The 14,248-nt window shown below is 64.7% G+C and carries 13 protein-coding genes and 1 pseudogene; 9 read left to right on the forward strand and 5 right to left on the reverse strand.

Annotation, left to right across the window (positions count from 1 at the left end; translation table 11 throughout):
• From ACLV8F_RS18705 to ACLV8F_RS18725, 5 genes and pseudogenes are all read right to left on the reverse strand, one after another.
• Nucleotides 1–93, reverse strand: a pseudogene (locus ACLV8F_RS18705) (tripartite tricarboxylate transporter TctB family protein); the annotation flags it as partial.
• A gap of 172 nt (nucleotides 94–265) precedes the next feature.
• Nucleotides 266–2,068, reverse strand: coding sequence for a GspE/PulE family protein (locus ACLV8F_RS18710; RefSeq protein ID WP_411885705.1), 1,803 nt, complete (start codon nucleotides 2,066–2,068; stop codon nucleotides 266–268).
• A 53-nt stretch (nucleotides 2,069–2,121) separates the two neighbouring features.
• Nucleotides 2,122–2,901: a spermidine synthase gene (locus ACLV8F_RS18715; protein ID WP_411885706.1), complete on the reverse strand. Its 780-nt coding sequence runs from the start codon at nucleotides 2,899–2,901 to the stop codon at nucleotides 2,122–2,124.
• Nucleotides 2,901–3,410, reverse strand: a complete 510-nt coding sequence (locus tag ACLV8F_RS18720) for a DNA-deoxyinosine glycosylase (protein WP_411885707.1) — start codon at nucleotides 3,408–3,410, stop codon at nucleotides 2,901–2,903. The genes ACLV8F_RS18715 and ACLV8F_RS18720 overlap by 1 nt, the downstream gene beginning before the upstream one ends.
• Nucleotides 3,407–4,252 (reverse strand): TatD family hydrolase, encoded by an 846-nt coding sequence (locus tag ACLV8F_RS18725; protein ID WP_411885708.1) that lies wholly within the window; start codon nucleotides 4,250–4,252, stop codon nucleotides 3,407–3,409. Before ACLV8F_RS18725 ends, ACLV8F_RS18720 begins: the two co-directional genes overlap by 4 nt.
• A 218-nt stretch (nucleotides 4,253–4,470) precedes the next feature.
• On the opposite strand from ACLV8F_RS18725, the gene ACLV8F_RS18730 reads away from it, so the two are divergent.
• From ACLV8F_RS18730 to ACLV8F_RS18770, 9 genes are all read left to right on the forward strand, one after another.
• On the forward strand, nucleotides 4,471–5,547 hold the full coding sequence (locus tag ACLV8F_RS18730) for an extracellular solute-binding protein (protein ID WP_411885709.1): 1,077 nt from the start codon (nucleotides 4,471–4,473) through the stop codon (nucleotides 5,545–5,547).
• 20 nt (nucleotides 5,548–5,567) lie between these two features.
• Nucleotides 5,568–6,668, forward strand: coding sequence for an ABC transporter ATP-binding protein (locus tag ACLV8F_RS18735; protein ID WP_411885710.1), 1,101 nt, complete (start codon nucleotides 5,568–5,570; stop codon nucleotides 6,666–6,668).
• Between the two features lie 9 nt (nucleotides 6,669–6,677).
• A complete protein-coding gene (locus ACLV8F_RS18740; protein ID WP_411885711.1) occupies nucleotides 6,678–7,580 on the forward strand; it encodes an ABC transporter permease in 903 nt (300 codons plus the stop codon).
• 118 nt (nucleotides 7,581–7,698) lie between these two features.
• Complete coding sequence (locus ACLV8F_RS18745; RefSeq protein WP_411885712.1) at nucleotides 7,699–8,559, forward strand: ABC transporter permease; 861 nt, start codon at nucleotides 7,699–7,701, stop codon at nucleotides 8,557–8,559.
• A 324-nt stretch (nucleotides 8,560–8,883) separates the two neighbouring features.
• Nucleotides 8,884–9,822, forward strand: a complete 939-nt coding sequence (locus tag ACLV8F_RS18750; protein WP_411885713.1) for a S1C family serine protease — start codon at nucleotides 8,884–8,886, stop codon at nucleotides 9,820–9,822.
• Between the two features lie 46 nt (nucleotides 9,823–9,868).
• Nucleotides 9,869–10,885 carry an AAA family ATPase gene (locus ACLV8F_RS18755; RefSeq protein WP_411885714.1) on the forward strand — a complete coding sequence of 339 codons (1,017 nt, stop codon included), beginning with the start codon at nucleotides 9,869–9,871 and terminating at the stop codon, nucleotides 10,883–10,885.
• 128 nt (nucleotides 10,886–11,013) lie between these two features.
• Nucleotides 11,014–11,982, forward strand: coding sequence for a DUF58 domain-containing protein (locus ACLV8F_RS18760; protein ID WP_411885715.1), 969 nt, complete (start codon nucleotides 11,014–11,016; stop codon nucleotides 11,980–11,982).
• A gap of 21 nt (nucleotides 11,983–12,003) precedes the next feature.
• Complete coding sequence (locus ACLV8F_RS18765; protein ID WP_411885716.1) at nucleotides 12,004–13,104, forward strand: VWA domain-containing protein; 1,101 nt, start codon at nucleotides 12,004–12,006, stop codon at nucleotides 13,102–13,104.
• Between the two features lie 446 nt (nucleotides 13,105–13,550).
• The gene (locus ACLV8F_RS18770) at nucleotides 13,551–14,219 is read left to right on the forward strand and encodes a hypothetical protein (protein ID WP_411885717.1); all 669 of its coding nucleotides are present in this window, start codon (nucleotides 13,551–13,553) and stop codon (nucleotides 14,217–14,219) included.
• Nucleotides 14,220–14,248: the final 29 nt, after the last annotated feature.

Here is a 14,248-nt window from a genome sequence, read left to right on the forward strand (position 1 = left end):
CACGCTGTAGGTGGTCGCACCCCATGCGAACGCCACGCCGACGCCCATGAACATGAGGCCGGAGAAAAAGTCTTTCTGACTCTTGATATTCACGGCTGTCTCCTCAATACATTTAAAAAGAAAGAATCGGTGGATTGTGCATTCAATCCTCCGGGGGCGACATGTGGCTTTCACTTACCTTTCATCGATCTTTCGCTTACCCCTCACTTACATGAAGGCAAGGTGTCGTGAAAAGCAGTGAAAACCCGTAGAGCCGGTGCCTGCTTCAGGACAAGGGCGGGGTCGATGCCAAAACTTCCTCGATGGTCGTCAGCCCTTCGGCCACCTTCAGCGCACCGCCCAGCCGAAGCGGGCGCATGCCTTCGCTGACCGCCTGGCGCCGCAGCGCGTCGATGTTGGGTTCTTTCGAAACCTTTTCCTTGAAACCCTCGGTGACCGTGAGCAGTTCATACAGGCCCATGCGGCCGCGGAATCCCGTCATGCGGCAGTCCACGCAGCCCACCGGTTTGTAGGGCCGGTAGCCGCCGCTGATCTGCCAGGGCTTGACCAGCTCGGCCAGGGTTTCGCGCGAGGCGCTTTCGTCGGGCACGCGGCAGCTGCTGCACAGGGTGCGCACCAGCCGCTGGGCCAGCACACCCAGCACCGTGGCGTTGATCAGGTAGGAAGGAACACCCAGCTCCATCAGGCGCGAGACCGCCGACGGCGCGTCGTTGGTGTGCAGCGTGCTGAAGACCAGGTGGCCGGTGAGCGCCGCCTGCACCGCCATGTCGGCGGTCTGCAGGTCGCGGATTTCGCCGACCATGATGATGTCCGGGTCCTGCCGCATCAGCGCGCGCAGGCCTTCGGGAAAGTCGAAATCCAGGTGCGCCTGCACCTGCGTCTGGTTGAAGGCCGGCTCGATCATTTCGATCGGGTCTTCAATGGTGTTGACGTTGACCTCTTCGGTGGCCAGGCGCTTGAGCGTGGAATACAGCGTGGTGGTCTTGCCGGATCCGGTCGGCCCGGTGACCAGGATGATGCCGTGCGGCCGCTTGACCAGCGCCTCCCAGCGCTCGGCGTCGTGCTGCGCAAAGCCCAGCGCATCAAGGCTCTTGACCGTGCTGTCCGGGTCGAAAATCCGCATCACCATCTTCTCGCCGAAGGCCGTGGGCAAGGTGGACAGGCGCATTTCCACTTCGTCGCCGCGCGGGTTGCGGGTCTTGATGCGGCCGTCCTGCGGGCGGCGCTTTTCGACCACGTCCATGCGGCCCAGCAGCTTTATGCGCGCCGTCATCGCGTTGTGCACGCCCATGGGCAGCTGGTAAACAGGATGCAGCACGCCGTCGATGCGAAAGCGGATCACGCCCTGCTCGCGGCGCGGCTCCAGGTGGATGTCGCTGGCGCGCTGGTCGAAGGCGTATTGCCAGAGCCAGTCCACCACCTGCACCACGCCCTGGTCGTTGGCGTCGAGTTGCTTGTTGCTTTTGTTGAGCTCCACCAGCTGCTCGAAGCTCGCCGTGCCGGAGCCGCCGCCGGCCTTGACCGCGGCCTTGACCGATTTGGCCAGCGCGAAAAATTCGGCGGTGTATTTGGTGATCTCCAGCGGGCTGGCCACCACCAGGCGCACGCTGCGCCTGGCCTGCCGCTCGACTTCCTGCACCCAGTCGGTGACGAAGGGCTCGGAGGTGGCGATCACCACCTCGGTCGGCGTGACCTGCACCGGCAGCACCTTGTGGCGTTCGGCATACACGGCCGACATGGTGTCGGCCACCTTGCCCACGTCCACCTTGAGCGGGTCTATGCGCAGGTAGGCCATGCCCGCGCGGCCGGCCAGCCACTGCGCGATGGTTTCAATGTCCAGGGGTTTGCCGTCGGCCACGCGCGTCATGCCCACGCTGGCCAGCCGTATCAGCGGCGGCTGCGCGCTCTGCACCTGCGAGCAGCGCGCAATCGTGCGCTGCGCTTCGGTGGCGCTGATCACGCCGTCCTCGCTGAGCCACTCCACCAGCGTGCGCCAGTCCAGCGGGCCGCCATGGGCTTTTTTCGGGTGCGGGTCGCGGTGGGGCTTGGGGTGGGGCGCGGCGCTCATGGGTGGCACTGTACCCCATCCTTAGTGGGCCTGGAGCCCTTCAAAGCAAGGCGTCAGGCCGCCGGCTTGAACAGCCGCAACCACTTTTTGGCCGGCAGGTCCCAGCGCGACTCGATCACGCCGGCCTGCTGCAGGAGTTCGGCGCGCTCCGGCCGCGTGGGCTCGCGTTGGGCCAGCACCACGGTGTTGCCTTCGCGCGTCGGCGTGAAGGCCCACACCGCCTCGGGACCGAAAGCTTCGGCGATCTTGGTCAGCGACTGCAGGTAGCTGGAGTCGCGGCCGAAGAGGTTCACCGTCATCACGCCGTCCTCGGCCAGCAGGGCGCGGCAGTCGGCGTAAAAGTCGGCGCTGTCCAGCACCGGTGCGGCGGCTTCATGGTCGTAGAGGTCTACATGGAGCAGGTCCACCGTTTCGTGGTGTTCAGGTTTTTTGATTTCGGCCGCGGCGTCGGCCTCGATGACGTGCAGCCGCAGGTCGTCGCGCGGCAGCTTGAACCAGAGCCGGCAGGCCGTGACCACCTGCGGGTTGATCTCGATGGCCGTGGTCTTCATGCGCAGCTTCTTGTAGCAAAACTTCGTGAGGGCCGCCGAGCCCAGGCCCAGCTGCAGCGCGTGTTTTTTCGGCAGGCCGGCGGCGTCCATGAACAGCAGGCCGGCCATCATGCGCTGCACATATTCGAGCTCGATGTCGTAAGGCGCGTCGCGCAGCATGGAGCCCTGCACCCATTCGGTGCCCAGATGCAGGAAGCGCACGTCGCCGTAGTCGGAGAAATTGACTTCCGGCAATTCCGGTGTTTCCTTCGCCATCTCTTTCGCTGTATCTTTTCTTTGCATCAAACCAGTCCGTGTTTTTCAAAAACTTCGCGCCAGGCCGCGAGTTTGCGCTCAAAGCGCCAGGAGGCATTCGCCGGGCTGGTCGAGGGCAGCTTGTAAACCGGCAAGCCCAGCGCCAGCGTGTGCTTTGAATGCTTGTAACTTTCGCCGCCGTTGTGGGCCACCGCTTCCAGCGCCGGGCACAGGCGCCGCAGGCCGGCCAGGTCGTTGACCTCCGCGTTGCGGATCGCGCTGTCCAGGCTGCCCTCGCGCTCACAGGCCGCGTACACGTCCCACAGGCCCAGGCCTTTGGACAGCAGCCATTCGCTGCGCGCCTTGTAGCCCTCAGGCCCCGCGTCGGCGGGGCCGGGCGGCCACAGCGCCTTGAGGATTTTCCAGAAATGGTTTTGCGGGTGGCCGTAATACTGCTGCGCCGCCAGCGAGGCCGCGCCCGGGAAACTGCCCAGGATCAACAGGCGCGTGTTGCCGGCGACCAGCGGCGCCAGCCCGGTCAGTGGCTCAACTTTCATGCGAACAGCGCCCCGAGTTTGGGCAGCGCCTGCCGCGCATTGGCCGTGGTCGCGGCGGCCAGCGCGTCCACGCTGATGCCGCGCAAGTCCGCCACCTGCTGCGCGATGCGCGGCAGCTCGCCCGGCTCGTTGCGGCCCTGCGGCTTGCCGGCTTCGCGTTCGGCGGCCGTGGTGTAAATCCAGTGCGGCGGGATGTCGGGCGAATCGGTTTCCATCACCAGCGCGTCCAGCGGCAACTCCGTGGCCAGGCGCCGCAACTGCAGCGCCGGCTCAAAGGTCACGGCGCCGCCAAAGCCCAGCTTGAAACCGAGCTTGAGGAATTCGGCCGCCTGCTGCTCGCTGCCGTTGAAGGCATGGCCTATGCCGTGCCAGCCGCCTTCGGGCGCCAGCTCGCGCAGGTGCTTGAGCAGCTTGTCCGCCGAGCGCCGCACATGCAGGATCACCGGCAGGCCGTGCTTGCGCGCCAGCTTGAGCTGCTCGCGGTAAAAATATTCCTGGCGTTCACGCATCGGGCTTTGCGTGAGCGCGGGTACAAAATAATCGAGGCCGATTTCACCGACCGCCACCAGCCGCGGGTCGTCCCGCCTGAGCGTCAGTTCCGCGTCCAGCGCGGCAAGGTCGGCGTCATTGGCCTGCGGCACGCACAGCGGGTGTATGCCCAGCCCGTAGCTGTCCGAAAACCGGTGCGCCAGCAGCCGCACCGCCTCGAAGTTGAAGACGCCCACCGCCGGGATCACGCAATGCGCCACGCCGTTCGCGGCCGCGCGCTCGCGCACCGCGCCCACGTCGGCGGCCAGTTCCCCGGCGTCGAGGTGGCAATGCGTGTCTATCCAGGAGCTCATGCGCTGAAGTGGTGCGGTAAGAAGAAAGAAGCCATGAAGAGCAGGCGGCGGCAAGGAATGCGGGGCTTGCCCGTGTCGCCGCAGATGTTGACACAGAAATGAAATCGGGACACGCTATGCTTTTTCGGCGGACCGCCTGACTCTTCAGGTTTCCGGTCTTTTCAAGTGATCTCCTGTTTCGTCACCCTTGTTCCAACTGACAACCCAAGGAAAGCCAAATGAAATTATCCCGCCTGATGAGCCAGATTCTCGGCGCCGGCCTTGTTGCTTCCAGCCTGAGCGGCGCCGCATGGGCGCAAGACCAGAAGCTGCGCCTGATCACCTGGGCCGACTACGTGCCGGCCGACGTCGTGGCGCAGTTCAAGAAGGAAACCGGCATCGACGTCGAACTGACGCTCTCGAACAACGAGGAAATGATCTCCAAGCTGCGCGCCACGGGCGGTGCCGGCTTCGACCTGGCCCAGCCCTCACAGGACCGCATCACCGGCCCGCAGCAGGAATTCGGCATCTACAAGCCCATGGACCTCAGCAAGATCAAGTCCGAGCTCTTCATTCCCTCCATGCTGGAGGCCACCAAAAAGAACACCACGCTGGACGGCAAGGTCTACGGCCTGCCGCACATCTGGGGCACCGACGGCCTGGTCGTCAACACCAAGCTGGCCAAGATGACGGACTACCCCGACCTCTGCAAGGCCGACGTCAAGGGCAAGACCGCCGTGCGCCTGAAACGCCCCACCCTGCTGGCCTTCGCCTTCGCTTCCGGCAAGGACCCGTTTGCGCTCTACAAGGACCCGAAAGCCTACGGCGCGCTGATGGACGAAGTCGGCAAGACCATGGTCGCCTGCAAGAGCAACATCAAGTTCTACTGGGACAACAAGGACCAGCTGCTCAACGGCATGCGCGCCGGCGAAGTCGTGGGCGCCATGATGTGGGACACCGGCGGCTGGAAGCTCAATGCCGAAAAACCCGAGATCCAGTTCGTCGCGCCCAAGTCCGGCGCGCTCGGCTGGATAGACACCTTCGCCATCCCCGCCAAGGGCCGCAACGATGCCGCCGCCTACGCCTGGATCAACTTCAACATGCGCCCTGAAATCGCCGCCAAGGTCGCGGGCTCGGCCGGCAACTTCACCGCCTCCAAGGGCGCCGACCAGCTGGCCGACCCCAAACTCAAGGCCCAGTTCGCCGCCAGCTTCCCCGAAGCCGCCCTCAAGAACGTGAAGTGGTATCCGGCCGTCCCAGCCGGTATCGAGGACATCGAAGGCCGCGTGCTCGACCGCATTAAAGCAGCGCAGTAAACGCCACCGCCGCGCCCACGGTGCACGCAGACCTGCAAGCCGAGCACGTCGGTAAAACCTACGCCGGCCAGCCCGCCGTGAAGGACCTGTCCTTCACGGTGGAGCGCGGCAGCTTTTTCTCCATCCTCGGCCCCTCGGGCTGCGGCAAGACCACGCTGCTGCGCATGATCGCCGGCTTCCTGTCGCCCGACGCGGGCCAGATCCACATAGGCGGCAAGCCCATGAACGGCGTGCCGCCCAACCAGCGGCCGGTCAACATGGTGTTCCAGCACCTGGCGCTGTTCCCCATGATGTCGGTCGGCGAAAACGTCGGCTACGGCCTGGCGCGGCGCGGCCTCTCGCGCAGCGACATCGCCGCCAAGGTCGGCGCCATGCTCGAACGCGTGAGCCTGCCCGGCATGCAGGACAAGCGCGTCGACCAGCTCTCCGGCGGCCAGCGCCAGCGCGTGGCCATCGCGCGCAGCCTGGTGCTGGAACCCACGCTGCTGCTGCTCGACGAACCTTTGGGCGCGCTCGACCTGAAGCTGCGCGAGCACATGAAGGTCGAGCTCAAGCAGTTGCAGGCCGCCTTCGGCACCACCTTTGTCTACATCACGCACGACCAGTCCGAGGCGCTGGTGCTGTCCGACCACGTGGCCGTGATGAACGCCGGCGGCTTTGAGCAGCTGGGCACGCCGCAAGAGCTGTACTACCAGCCGCAAACGCCCTTTGTCGCGGGCTTTGTGGGCGCCAACAACAAGCTCGCCGGCAGCACCGCCGGCGCGGGCGCCGAAGCCGGCAGCGTGGTGGCCTTGACCACCGGCGAAGGCTTGGCCCTGCGCGCGCGCGCCGCCGGCCGGCTGCAAGCCAACCAGGCGGTTCAGGCCTTTGTGCGGCCCGAAGCCATCAGCCTGGCGCGCGACGCCACCGAGCTGCCGGCCAACCACACGGTCTACGCCGGCCAGGTGGAGAGCCTGCTGTTTGACGGCGCCAACTCGGCCGTGCTGCTGCGTGAGACCGCCAGCCGCACCGAGTTCCGCATCGCGCTGCCGCAGACCGGCCGATTCGCCGACCTGCGCATAGGCGAAACGGTCGCCTTCAGCTTCGACCCCGGGCAGGCCGTCTGCTTCGGCAAGGGCTGAGGCGCAGGCATGCAAGCCGCCGCCGCACTGCCCACCCCCGGCGGCTCCGCGCCGGCCCAGGCCCGGCTGATCCTCTTCCTGCTGCTGGCGCCCGCGCTCATCTGGCTGGTCGGCCTGATCGTGCTGCCGCACATAGACCTGGCCGTGCTCTCGCTGCGCGAACGCATCGCGCCGCGCCAGTACGCGCCCAGCTTCGCGCAGTACCGCACCTTCATCGAAGAGCCTTTGTACTGGCACACCTTTGTGCGCACGGCGCTGATGTCCATCCTGGCCACCGGCATCACGCTGCTGCTGGCCTTCCCGATTGCCTGGACCATCGCCAAGCTGGTGCGCGGGCGCGCCAAGTCGCTGCTGCTGGTGATGTGTTTGATCCCCTTCTGGGTCAGCGAAACCGTGCGCACCCTGGGCTGGATGATTCTGCTGCGCGAATCCGGCGTGCTGCCCGCCGTGCTGGTGCGGCTGGGCATCACCGATGCGCCCGTGGAGCTGCTCTACCGCGACGCCACCATCCTGGTCGGCCTGGTCTACACCTCCATGCTTTTTATGGTGGTGCCGCTGATCAGCGCGCTCGAAAGCCTGGACGACACGCTGATCGAAGCCGCCTACGACCTGGGCGGCAACGGCCCGTCCATCCTGCGCCAGATCGTCATCCCGCACGCCGCGCCCGGCATCCTGGCCGGCTGCATCGTGGTCTTCATGCTGACCCTGGGCAACTACCTCACGCCCACCCTGCTGGGCGGCAAAAATTCGCTGTGGTTCACCGAGCAGATCTACACCCAGTTCATCACGCGCTTCAACTGGGAACAGGGTGCGGCCTTTGGATTTTTGCTGCTGGGTTTGTCCACGGCCATCGTCTGGCTAGGGTTGAAACTTACAGGCCAGAAGTTCGGCGAAGTGATGAGGAAGACATGACGCACCCCCGTTGGCTCTCACTGCGTGTAGCTCCCTCCCCCCTTGCAGGGGGCGACCGCTGCGGCCCGGCAAAGCCGGTTCCGCGCCGTCACTGGCGAAGAGTCAAGGGGAGTTTTAGATGATCGCCTCCCTGCCCCGCCCCGCCTGGCTGCGCGCCGGCACGGTCGTCTACGCGTTGGCGTTTTTCGCCTTCCTGTTTTTGCCGCTGGTGGTGGTCGCCGTGTTCGCCTTCAACGACGCGCCCTACCCGGCGCCGCCCTGGCGCGGCTTCACCCTGGACTGGTTTTTCGGCAGCCGGGCCGGGCGCACGGGCCTCTTTTCCGACGGGCCCATGCTGGCCAGCCTCTGGACCAGCGTGGTGGTGGCCGCCTGGGTCACGCTGCTGGCGGTGCTGGTCGGCACCACCAATGCGTTTTTGATCGAGCGCGCCCGCTTCCCCGGCAAGCAGGCGCTGTCGATGCTGATGCTGGCGCCGCTGGTGATCCCGGGCGTGATTTTGGGCATCTCGGTCCTGGCCTTCGCCAGCCGGCTCGCGCAGTTTGCCGACGACGCCTGGGGCCTGGAGCTCGACTTCCTGCGCCCCGGCCTGCCGCTGGTGGTGATAGGCCAGTTTTCCTACATCGTCTCCATCGCCACGCTGATCATCACCGCGCGCCTGAAACGTTTTGACATCACCCTGGAAGAAGCCGCCTACAACCTGGGCGCCTCGCGCGTAGCGGTCTTCGGCACCATCACCCTGCCCTACCTGAAACCCGCGCTGGTCGGCGCCGCCGCGATCTCGTTCCTGATGTCCTTCGAGAACTTCAACACCACGCTGATGCTGGTCGGCTCCGACGCGCCGCTCACCGTCATGATGTACGGCCGCATGCGCGAAGGCGCCACGCCGGTGCTGAACGCGGTGAGCCTGTTCCTGATGCTGGCGTCGGCGGCGCTGGCGCTGACTTTGCTGCGCAGGCCTGCGGACGGGCCCGGGCGCTAAGGTCTTGCTCCCTCTCCCTCTGGGAGAGGGCGGGGGTGAGGGGGTGCGGCCCGTGCACAAAAGGGAGGCGTATCTACCGCCGCTAGCCCTCACCCCACCCTCTCCCGGAGGGAGAGGGAGTTAAAAACCAGCATGCACCAAACCGGGGTTACCTCGGCCCCACCCGCCGCAACGAGGGTTTACAAAGCCCCCTCACACGCATACCCAAATCCCGTGCATGGATGCACAAATCGTGATACGGTGCAGCTGTGAATCCGGGGTTTGGAACGGCGTTCCAGCCCCCGGTACCAGCCCGGTTTTGACTTAAACCTCAAAGGTGAACGGATGCGCAGGCCAGCCCTTTACAGCAGTTCAAACCGTCCGGCGCCGGGCGCGGGTGATGCGGAGACACCGCAAACGCCTGAACAGGCCGCCATTGCAGGCGACACCCCACCTTCCCGCTTCCCCCGGCTGTCCCGCCTCGCCACCCGCGTGGCGCGCCACCAGCTCTACCTGCTCTGGTCCGTGGTCGGCCTGCTGGCGCTGTTGCTGGCCATCAGTTTCTCCTCGCCGCTGCGCAACCCCGCGCGCAAGCTCACGCAGGAAGACATCAACGCCGCCGTGCTGAAAACGCTGGAGACCACGGTGCTGCCCTCGCCCGGCACCCGGGCTTACGACACCATCATTCCCTCGGTCGTGCGCATCACCGGCACGGGCAAAGACAAGGACGGCAAGGACGACAAGGAGCACACCAGCGTGGGCACCGGCGTCGTCATCGTCGACAAGGGCATCATCCTGACCAACCTGCATGTGGTGCAGGGCGCCCAGACCATCAAGGTCACCTTTGCCGACGGGCTCGAATCCACCGCCAGCATCACCGGCGTGCAGCCTGAAAACGACCTCGCCGTGTTGCAGGCCCACAAAATCCCCGACGACCTGATCGCCGCCACCATGCGCTCCACCGCCGACCTGGCCCCCGGCGACCAGGTCATGGCCGTGGGCTACCCCTTCGGTATAGGCCCCTCGGCCTCGCAGGGCGTGATCTCCGGCCTCAAGCGCAACTTCCGCTCGCCCGAAGGCAAGCAGATGATGAGCAACCTGATCCAGTTCGACGCCGCCGCCAACCCCGGCAACTCCGGCGGCCCGCTGGTCACCATGGACGGCGAGGTCATCGGCATCGTCACCGCCATCTTCAACCCCAACCAGCAGCGCAGCTTTGTCGGCATAGGCTTTGCGGTGCCGATTGAAAACGCCGCCTCGGCCGCCGGCATGCCGCCGTTCTGAACCCGCCTTCCAACACCTTTCGACCTCCCCCAAAGGACTTCACCGCATGGACCAGACCACCTCGCCCCAGAACGCCAACCACGACACCGCCCAGCTCATGGAGCAGATCCTCTACGAGGTCAAGCGTGTGGTCGTCGGGCAGGACCGCTTCCTTGAGCGCGTCATGGTCGCCATCCTGGCCCAGGGCCATTTGCTGGTCGAAGGCGTGCCGGGCCTGGCCAAGACGCTGACCATCAAGACCCTGGCCAACACCGTGCAGGGCAACTTCAAGCGCATCCAGTTCACGCCCGACCTGGTGCCGGCCGACCTGGTCGGCACCCGCATCTACAACCAGAAAACCGGCGAGTTCACCACCTCGCTGGGCCCGGTCTTCACCAACCTGCTGCTGGCCGATGAAATCAACCGCGCGCCCGCCAAGGTGCAAAGCGCGCTGCTGGAAGTGATGCAGGAGCGCCAGGTGACGATTGCCGGCGTCACCCACAAGGTGCCCGAGCCCTTCCTGGTCATGGCCACGCAGAACCCGATTGAAACCGAAGGCACCTACCCGCTGCCCGAGGCCCAGGTCGACCGCTTCATGATGAAGGTGCTGGTCGACTACCCGACCGACGAGGAAGAGTTCGTCATCGTGCAGCGCGTCACCGGCCCGGCCGTCGCCGTGAGCGCCGTCGCCACCACCGAGCAGCTGGCCGCGCTGCAGGCCGAGTGCCGGCGCATCTACGTCGACCCGTCACTCGTGCAATACGCGGTGCGCCTGGTCTCGGCCACACGCACGCCCGTCAAGCACGGCCTGAAGGATTTGCAGCGCTTCATCACCTTCGGCGCCAGCCCGCGCGCCACCATCAACCTGACCGAAGGCGCGCGCGCCCTGGCCATGCTGCGCGGCCGCAGTTACGCCCTGCCCGAAGACATGAGCGACCTGGTGCCCGACGTGCTGCGCCACCGACTGGTGCTGTCGTATGAGGCGCTGTCGGAAGGGCTGACGGCCGACGGCTTGATCGCCAAGATCATGGCCAAGGTTCCACCTCCCGCAAAACCACTCGAGCATGAAAAACTCGCCGCCTAGAAATGAGCCCCCACGCTCCGCCGCTTCGCGGGTCGCTGCCCCCCCGAGGGGGCCGCTGCGCCTGCGGCCCGGCAAAGCCGGTTCCGCGGCCCCGGCTTGCATGAAGCGCCCTCAAATCCGTCGCTGACATGAAAACCTCGCCGCCTGAATCCACAACCAAACCCGCCTCATCAGGGGCAAGCGCGGAGCAGCTGCTCAAGCGCCTCGAGTGGACCGTGCTGCGCCGCCTCGACGGCCTGCTGCAGGGCGATTACCGCACGCTGCTGCGCGGCACCGGCATGGACCTGGCCGACCTGCGTGAATACCAGCACCATGACGACGTGCGCCACATCGACTGGAACGTCACCGCCCGGCTTGAAATACCCCACGTGCGCGTCTTCACCGAAGACCGCGAAATGAGCGCCTGGTTCCTGCTGGACTTGAGCCCCTCCATGGACTTCGGCTCCAGCGAGCAGCGCAAGCGCAATGTCTCGGCCGACTTCGTCGCCGTGCTGGCCCGCATGCTGACGCGCCACGGCAACCGCGTGGGCGCCATGCTCTACGGCTCCGGCGTCGACGCCGTCCTCCCCGCGCGCGGCGGGCGCCACCATGTGCTGCATTTGCTGCACACCCTGCAGTCCAGGCCCGAGGCCACCACGCTGGGCCCCACCCGCCTGCACGAGCTGCTTGAATCCGCCGCCAACCTGGTGCGCCGGCGCTCCACCGTGTTTGTGGTGTCCGACTTCATCAGCGAACCCGGCTGGGAAAAGCCCCTGGGCCAGCTCGCCCGCCGCCACGAAGTCGTCGCCGTGCGCCTGCTCGACCCGCTGGAGCTGGACCTGCCCGACCTGGGCCTGATCCCGATACGCGACGTCGAAACCGGCGAGCAGTTGCTGGTCGACACCCACGACGCCGGCTTCCGCAAACGCTTTGCCGCCATCGCCGCCCAGCGCGAGGCCGACCTGCGGCAATCGCTGGCGCGCGCCGGCGTCGACACGCTCGAACTCTCCACCGACGACAACCTGGTCGACGCCATCATGCGTTTCACCGAACTGCGCAAGCGCCGCAGCCGCGCCTCCGGTGGCGCTTTACCGGCCCACCTGAAGCACGCCGCCTGAGGCCGCCAAGGAAACCTCCCCATGAACTCCCCCGCCTGGCTCAGCTCCTTCATGTCCAAACTGCCCTTGCCGACTTTCCTGTGGCCGGAATTTTTATGGCTGCTGCTGGCCATTCCGCTGCTGGTGCTCATCTACATCTGGCTGCTGCGCCGCAAGAAAAAAATGGCGCTGCGTTACGCCAGCCTGTCCATCGTGCGCGAAGCCATGGGCCGCGGCCAGGGCTTCCGCCGCCATGTGCCGCCCATATTGTTTTTGCTGTCCATCGCCGCCATGCTGATCGCGGCCTCCCGCCCCTTCGCCGTCATCAGCCTGCCGTCGCAACGCGAAACCATCATCCTGGCCATGGACGTCTCAGGCAGCATGCGCGCCGCCGACGTGTTACCGAATCGCCTGGTCGCCGCCCAGAACGCCGCCAAGGCTTTCCTCACGGATCTGCCGCGCAATGTGCGCGTAGGCATCGTCGCCTTCGCCGGCACGGCTTCCGTCGTGCAGCAACCCACCCTGAGCCGCGAAGACCTGGTCGTCGCCATCGACAAGTTCCAGCTGCAACGCGGCACCGCCATCGGCAACGGCATCGTCGTCTCGCTGGCCGAACTGTTCCCCGACGCCGGCATTGACCTGGCCTCCATGCAATACGGCCGCGAGAAACCCCGCGGCACCTCCATAGACCAGGCCCTGAACCCCGACAAGGGCGCGAAGAAAGAGTTCGTGCCTGTCGCCCCGGGCTCCTACACCTCAGGCGCCATCATCCTGCTGACCGACGGCCAGCGCACCACAGGCGTCGATTCCCTGGACGCCGCCAAAGCCGCCGCTGACCGCGGCGTGCGCGTCTACACCGTGGGCGTCGGCACGGTGGACGGCGAAACGATAGGCTTTGAAGGCTGGTCCATGCGCGTCAAGCTCGACGAAGAGACCCTGAAAGGCATCGCCCGCACCACGCAGGCCGAGTACTTCTATGCGGGCACTGCGGCGGACTTGAAGAAGGTTTATGAGACGCTGAGTTCGCGGCTGGCGATTGAGAAAAAAGAAACCGAGATCTCCGGCCTGCTGGCGCTGGTGGCGGCCGCGCTGGCGCTGGTGTCGGCGAGTTTGTCGCTGCTTTGGTTTAACCGGATTCTTTGAGATGAAGCCGAGGCTTCACAACGAGTTACATCGACTAACTCAAGCGTGAGGTTTCGAGAGACATCCGTATGAGTCACGCAACTTACAAATTCAGCATAACCATTAAGTCTGAAGATCTTGCTGTGATTAACTGCTTGCGCGCACTGTCGCAGTATTCACAACGGAGTGGCAACAATCGGATTCCATGGGGTGGCACAAAAGACCAAGACTGGGATCGGGATGGACACACAGTCACATTTCGATTCACGTCATCGGAATATCGATCCGACTTCGCAGCCCAGGTACGAAGACTATTACCAGGACCTCTGTGGTCTGTAGTGCGGGAGAGTAATAACGATCCGGCTCATCCCCAAACATGAACGGGACTTATATCCGTCAAGCGACGCGCAACACAATATCTTTTGCGCGTCACTTTCAGCGTTTGCGCCCAACCGTTAGGCTTCAGCATGGCTGCGTATCGCTTTGAAATCGAGCTCTTCCTGTCCCACTTTCGTGAACAGGCAGCTTCCATCGCGAAAGTAGTAATGCCATTTCATCGGAAGGTGCTTTACGCGGCGGCATTCGATCCGCTGGCCCGAGCAGCGTATGGCACCGTTGGCAGTCATCGCGACCGCTTTGTCCGCCTAATACGCGAACTTGCAAAGTGGTCGGATGCAGATAACGTTAGCCTGCCGCAGCTGCAATTGCGCTTGCGTGAGGCCAAGCGTTACCGATATCGACTCTATCGTGAAACTTCGCGCCGCCTCGATACATGGAATCGAGGAATGCCCAACCCTCTGTCTCAATCACCAAAACTCCCGGAGTTAATCTCTTTTGCAACCACGAGTGAACACATTCATCTAAAAGAAGCGCAGTATGTCCACCTGCTCTACACATACCGAAACAATCTCCTACACGAGTTCCGTGAACCAGGATATGGGACCGACTGGTCAGGCACAAGTAAGGAGCCGTTCTATGGTTCTTCGATCTATGGACCTTGGGAATTGGTGTTACCTGGGATATTCTTCGCCACTCTTTACGAACATGCCCTGCAAGGTCTTGAAGCGCATCTTCTGCAAGAGAAGATCAATCCCTATGACCAATTTCAGTTCGGTTCGCTGTGGAGAAGAAAATAACACCCCATTTCTTGACACCCGACCACTCC

Origin of the sequence: Polaromonas sp. YR568, from assembly GCF_943369675.1 — a bacterium.
Taxonomy (GTDB): domain Bacteria; phylum Pseudomonadota; class Gammaproteobacteria; order Burkholderiales; family Burkholderiaceae_C; genus Polaromonas.